The sequence below is a fragment of the Kitasatospora sp. NPDC059722 genome (genome assembly GCF_042733235.1).
Taxonomy (GTDB): Bacteria; Actinomycetota; Actinomycetes; order Streptomycetales; family Streptomycetaceae; genus Kitasatospora.
This window is the reverse complement of the sequence record NZ_JBHWGD010000212.1, coordinates 1-4,703: the sequence shown is the minus strand read 5'-3', so window position 1 is coordinate 4,703 and position 4,703 is coordinate 1. Positions and strand designations below refer to the sequence as shown.

Annotated in this window: 4 protein-coding genes and 1 tRNA gene; 1 reads left to right on the top strand and 4 read right to left on the bottom strand. The window is 70.4% G+C overall.

The window, feature by feature from the left end:
- Nucleotides 1-114: 114 nt before the first annotated feature.
- A complete protein-coding gene (gene dcd / locus ACFV4F_RS42400; protein ID WP_380446469.1) occupies nt 115-690 on the bottom strand; it encodes a dCTP deaminase in 576 nt (191 codons plus the stop codon).
- Between the two features lie 72 nt (nt 691-762).
- Nucleotides 763-999, bottom strand: coding sequence for a hypothetical protein (locus tag ACFV4F_RS42395; RefSeq protein WP_359970373.1), 237 nt, complete (start codon nt 997-999; stop codon nt 763-765).
- Between the two features lie 261 nt (nt 1,000-1,260).
- On the opposite strand from ACFV4F_RS42395, the gene ACFV4F_RS42390 reads away from it, so the two are divergent.
- Nucleotides 1,261-1,334, top strand: a tRNA-Gly gene (locus ACFV4F_RS42390).
- Nucleotides 1,335-1,418: 84 nt separating this feature from the next.
- On the opposite strand, the gene ACFV4F_RS42385 is transcribed toward ACFV4F_RS42390, so the two are convergent.
- Both ACFV4F_RS42385 and ACFV4F_RS42380 read right to left on the bottom strand, forming a co-directional pair.
- Nucleotides 1,419-2,594 (bottom strand): putative PEP-binding protein, encoded by a 1,176-nt coding sequence (locus ACFV4F_RS42385; protein ID WP_380511184.1) that lies wholly within the window; start codon nt 2,592-2,594, stop codon nt 1,419-1,421.
- Between the two features lie 51 nt (nt 2,595-2,645).
- Nucleotides 2,646-4,553 carry an FAD/NAD(P)-binding protein gene (locus tag ACFV4F_RS42380; RefSeq protein ID WP_380511181.1) on the bottom strand — a complete coding sequence of 636 codons (1,908 nt, stop codon included), beginning with the start codon at nt 4,551-4,553 and terminating at the stop codon, nt 2,646-2,648.
- Nucleotides 4,554-4,703: the final 150 nt, after the last annotated feature.

Sequence of the window (4,703 nt, the reverse complement as noted above, 5' to 3'; positions counted from 1 at the left end):
GTCACCGAGGCCGTCAACGCGCAGCTGGCCGCCTGGGTCGCCGCCGACGCCGCCGTCCGCATCGAGGTGCCGGGCCCCGAGCTCACCGCCCGCCGTGCGTGCACTCCGTCCGGGTCAGACCCGGGTGCGGTGGAAGTTCATGAAGGAGCGCGACGGCGTCGGGCCGCGCTGGCCCTGGTAGCGCGAGCCGTAGCGCTCCGAGCCGTACGGGTGCTCCGACGGCGAGGAGAGCCGGAACAGGCAGAGCTGCCCGATCTTCATGCCCGGGTACAGCTTGATCGGCAGCGTCGCGACGTTCGACAGCTCCAGCGTGACGTGGCCGCTGAAGCCGGGGTCGATGAAGCCGGCCGTGGAGTGCGTCAGCAGGCCCAGGCGGCCGAGGCTCGACTTGCCCTCCAGCCGGGAGGCGACGTCCTCGGGCAGGGTGATGACCTCGTACGTCGAGGCCAGCACGAACTCGCCGGGGTGCAGGATGAACGCCTCGTCGCCGTCGGGCTCGACCAGCCGGGTGAGGTCCGGCTGCTCCTCGGAGGGGTCGATGTGCGGGTACTTGTGGTTCTCGAACACGCGGAAGAAGCGGTCGAGGCGCACGTCGATACTGGAGGGCTGGATCATCGTCGGGTCGAACGGGTCGATGACGACCCGGCCCAGGTCGATTTCGGTCCGGATGTCCTTGTCAGAGAGCAGCACGCTTCGAGGTTACGTGCACGACGGGGCCCCGGACGAATCCGCCCGGGGCCCCTTCCGTCCTCGCGCCGGCCGTCAGGCCAGGAACTCCGCGGCCTCCAGCCGCATCGCCCGGGCCAGTTGCGGAGCGGACAGCTCCCGTACGTCGGCCAACACCGAACTCCTCAGCCGTCCGCACTGCGGACAGCGGATCAGCCGGCCGGGCCCCAGCCGGCCGGGTCCGAGGTTCTGCATCGGGAACGTGGTGGTGCTGAACAGGTGCCCCTCGGCACAACGAACGACGGTGCGCTGCTCCATCGATCCCCTTCCCATCCCTAACCCAGTACTCACCCGTACTCGTCGCGCCCCGGGGAGCGGGCCCCGGGACAGCGTCACATTAGGGGATGTTCCGGACATTCCACACCATGGCTCGCCGCCCCGACCCCACCCGCCGGAGCACTCTCACGCGGCCCAAACAGTACGCCCCCCACCCCCGCCCCACCCTGCTCCGCCACGTCCCCGGGCCACCCGTGCAAGCGGCGTCACGCATGGGGTACAGTGAAGGCGATCGAGCGGTCACTGACGGCTCGTCAGGCGGGCGTAGTTTAATGGTAGAACATGAGCTTCCCAAGCTTAGAGCGCGAGTTCGATTCTCGTCGCCCGCTCCATACGGAAAAGCCGCAGGTCAGCGACCTGCGGCTTTCGCGTTCTCCGGGCCGGTCCGGGTCGGCTGCCCGGCTGTGGCGGCCCGGTCAGGGGTGTGGCTGGAGGAGCACCTGCCGGAGTTCGGCGGTGCACATCATGTAGCCGTCCGGGGTGGGCAGGCGGTCCAGGTAGTGGGCGAGGTCCGCGCCCAGGGAGAACACCCTCACCGGGGTGTCCGCCGCGCGCGCGGACTCCACCACGCTCCGCACTCCGTCGATGACGGCCGGGTGCCGGGTCTGGTAGGACCCGGCCACCAGGTGGTTGGTCCGGTCGGCGGCCAGGTAGAACTGCACGAGGTCCTTCGTGCCGACGAACAGCTCGCTGGCGCCCGCGGCGCAGAGCGCCCGGGTGGCGTGCACCGCCGCGGGCGTTTCGACGAACGCGGACACGGGCACGTCGGCGGGCAACGCGAGATGCGCCCTGAGCCGGGCGAACTCCTTCGCGTCGTTGAGGAAGGGAACCGAGAGGTGCACGCGGCCCGCGTCGTCGCCGAGCCGCTCGCGCAGGGACCCGAGCACGGAGTGCAGCGCGTCCCGGTAGGCGGCCGAGCCCAGCAGCCAGCGTGCGCCGTGCAGGCCCAGCTCGGGGTTCGGCTCGACCGCGACCGGGGCCAGCTCGGTGACGCCGGCGGCGTGGTCGGAGCGGAGGTCGAGGAGCCTCAGGACCAGCCGCTGGCCGGGCAGCAGCGCCTCGACGAAGGTGCACAGCCGGTCCGCGACGGCCCGCCCGTAGGCCGCGACGTCGGCGGGGCCGCCGTGGAGGGAGTCGAGCGGACGCAGGCCCGCCGCCAGGCAGAGGAACTCCTCGCGGATGAAGAAGGATTCGACCCGCTCCGCGTTCGGCCCGCACGCGTTGATCGTGTGGATGTCCTGCAGGTCCGCGATGACCGCGCACGCCGAGCCGAGGCGGTCCAGCGGGGAGCTCCCGGCCCCCGGGACCGGGGCCCCGACGCCGCTCGCGTCGGACCCGATGACGATGGTCTCGCTCTCCAGGTGCAGCGTCACTTCCCCGACCAGGTCCGCGAGGTCCGCCTGGTCGACGCGGAGCACGGGTATGCCCCTGCCGCGGCAGATGGACTGCATGTGGCCGGTCGGCCCGCCCGAACTGCAGACGACCGCACGCGCCGCCACGATCGCTTCGTATATTCCCGCTTCGAGGGAAGGGGCGACGAGGATGGATCCCTTGAGCGGACTTCTCGTGCGGTTACAGGTACCCCGTAACACGCTCTGTGTGCCACCGGTCAATAGGAATCCTTGAATCCGTCGCCCGTTCACCTAGTCCTCCAGATCCTCGGTGTCCGTGATCCCCAGTTGTCGACGCAGCTGCCGTGGCGTCACGGTGACGTCGGTGAGCCGTTGGACGGCGGCCCGGTTGACGACCGCTCCCATCAGGCGGTCACGCCCGGAGGCGGCCATCGGGAGGGGCGGAAGTCCGCCTATGGATCGGATACAGGCGTCCAAGCGGAAACCGAGTACTTCCCGCTCGCTCCGATGACGCGTGGCCAACCTCCGCACCTCCAGGGCTACAGCCTCGTCGAATCCGACCGGGGCCGCTTCCTCTGAATTGCTGACGTGGCCGTGGCATTGAGCCATGTCCCGGGCCAAACCGTCTTCGTGCGGTTCCAGTTCCAGTTCCAGTTGCTCGATCACTCGCGCGGCGACCGCGATGGACTGGTTCTTGATGGCGGCGAGATTGAAGGTGAACGCGCCGGTCCGGCCGTTTCGAACGATCTCGTCACCCTCCCTCGGTGCGCCGACCGCGGAGACCGGGCCGGCCGGCTCCCCGCCGGGGCTCAGCAGCGTCCCGTGTTCGTCGACTTCCAGGCCGCGCCCGGTGCGCTCGTGGGGTACCGCGATCCCCCTCCGGAGGAGATTCCTCCAGAGCGGCCGGCCGACCCTGCTGTAGTCCGACTCCCTGCCGAAGTTGGAGACCACCAGGTCGGCCTCGATGGCGTGTTCCTCCTCCGGGGCCGCTACCGAGACGACCAGCCGCCCCGACGCCGTCGGCGTGATCCCCTCCACCTTGCCGACGACCAGCTTCGCCGAGCCGTCCGCGGGGTGTATCGCGCGCTCGATGATCGCCATGGTGTACTCCACCGCGCCGACCCGGAGTGCGGCCATCGAGGTGCCGAACTCGTCCAGCAGGCTCCGCAGTTCCGCGGAAGGGATCCGCTCGATGGCCTCGGGAAGATGCGGTTCCCAAGCCTTGGCCACCCGCTCCGCGACCACCGTCGGGTCGACCTCGGGGTGGTCCCGGAGGACCGCCTCGCGCGCCGTCTCCCACTCGGACCGGACCCGGGCGAGGAACTCCTCGCGGTTCCGGTACGGCTCCAACAGTGCCTTCGGGCAGGGTAGTTGTAACACCTCGTGCTCGTGGCCGCCGGGATACGTCCGGAACATCGTCCCGGTCCTGGAGATCAGGTGGATCCTTCCGGTGTGGCCCCGGCGCAGCAGGAGGCCCGCCGAGTCGTACGCGCTCAGCACGGATCCGACGATCGCGACCGTTGCCTCGGGCGGGAGCGTTTCGAGCTTCCGGACGCCGGCCGCGGAGTACGGGTTCCTCACGAAGGACGCGTGGTCGCGCACGTCGGCGGCGAAGGGCGGATCCCTGAGTTCGAGGCCGGTCGCGAGGACGACGTGGTCGGCGCACAGTGCGGTCGATTCCGGGACCGGCCCGGCCTCCAGGCCGCTCGCGAAAAACTCACACACCGTCACTTCGACGCCTGTGGCGCGCACTTCCAGGTCGACCGCCTCGCCGTCCGCTTCGACGAGCACGACGCCGGGACAGGCCTCCCGCCCGGCCTCGGCCAGCCGGTCGATCAGGTAGTCCTGGAAGATCCGTCGGGGCGCCGGGCCCTGCTCGACGAACTCGAACTCGTCCCAGGGGGTCGGCCAGTCCCGGCGGTCGGCCTCGCGGTTGGCCCAGCGCACGAAGTCGAGGACGTCCTCCCGGAACACCGACATCCGACCCGCCTGGATGTTGAACACGTGGTCCCAGGGGTTGCCGTCCCGGTGGTAGGCGACGCCGGCGGACCGGTAGTCGGAGCGCCGCTCGAGCAGGACGATCTCCAGCGGCTTGCGGGCGAAGCGGAGCAGTCGGATCGCCGTGGCGGTGCCGGCCAGGCCCGCCCCGACTATGAGCACTCGTGGACACGTACCTGTTCGGTTCCGGGGCTGCGTCATGAGCCCAGGATGGACCGGCGGCAGCTCGCCCGCCGGGCTTTCGGCGCAACGGCCCTCGGTGCACGCTCGGCGGCAAAGTCCCAGGTCGCTCCCGATGCATTTTCGCCCGCTCGGGTGTTTTGGGCGGGTGAGAGGGGTGGGGGGGTAGGG

Excerpts from the sequence above, each read along its gene's own strand:
- ACFV4F_RS42395 (WP_359970373.1), bottom strand. The coding sequence starts at position 999 with ATGGGAAGGGGATCGATGGAGCAGCGCACCGTCGTTCGTTGTGCCGAG.
- ACFV4F_RS42380 (WP_380511181.1), bottom strand. The coding sequence starts at position 4,553 with ATGACGCAGCCCCGGAACCGAACAGGTACGTGTCCACGAGTGCTCATA.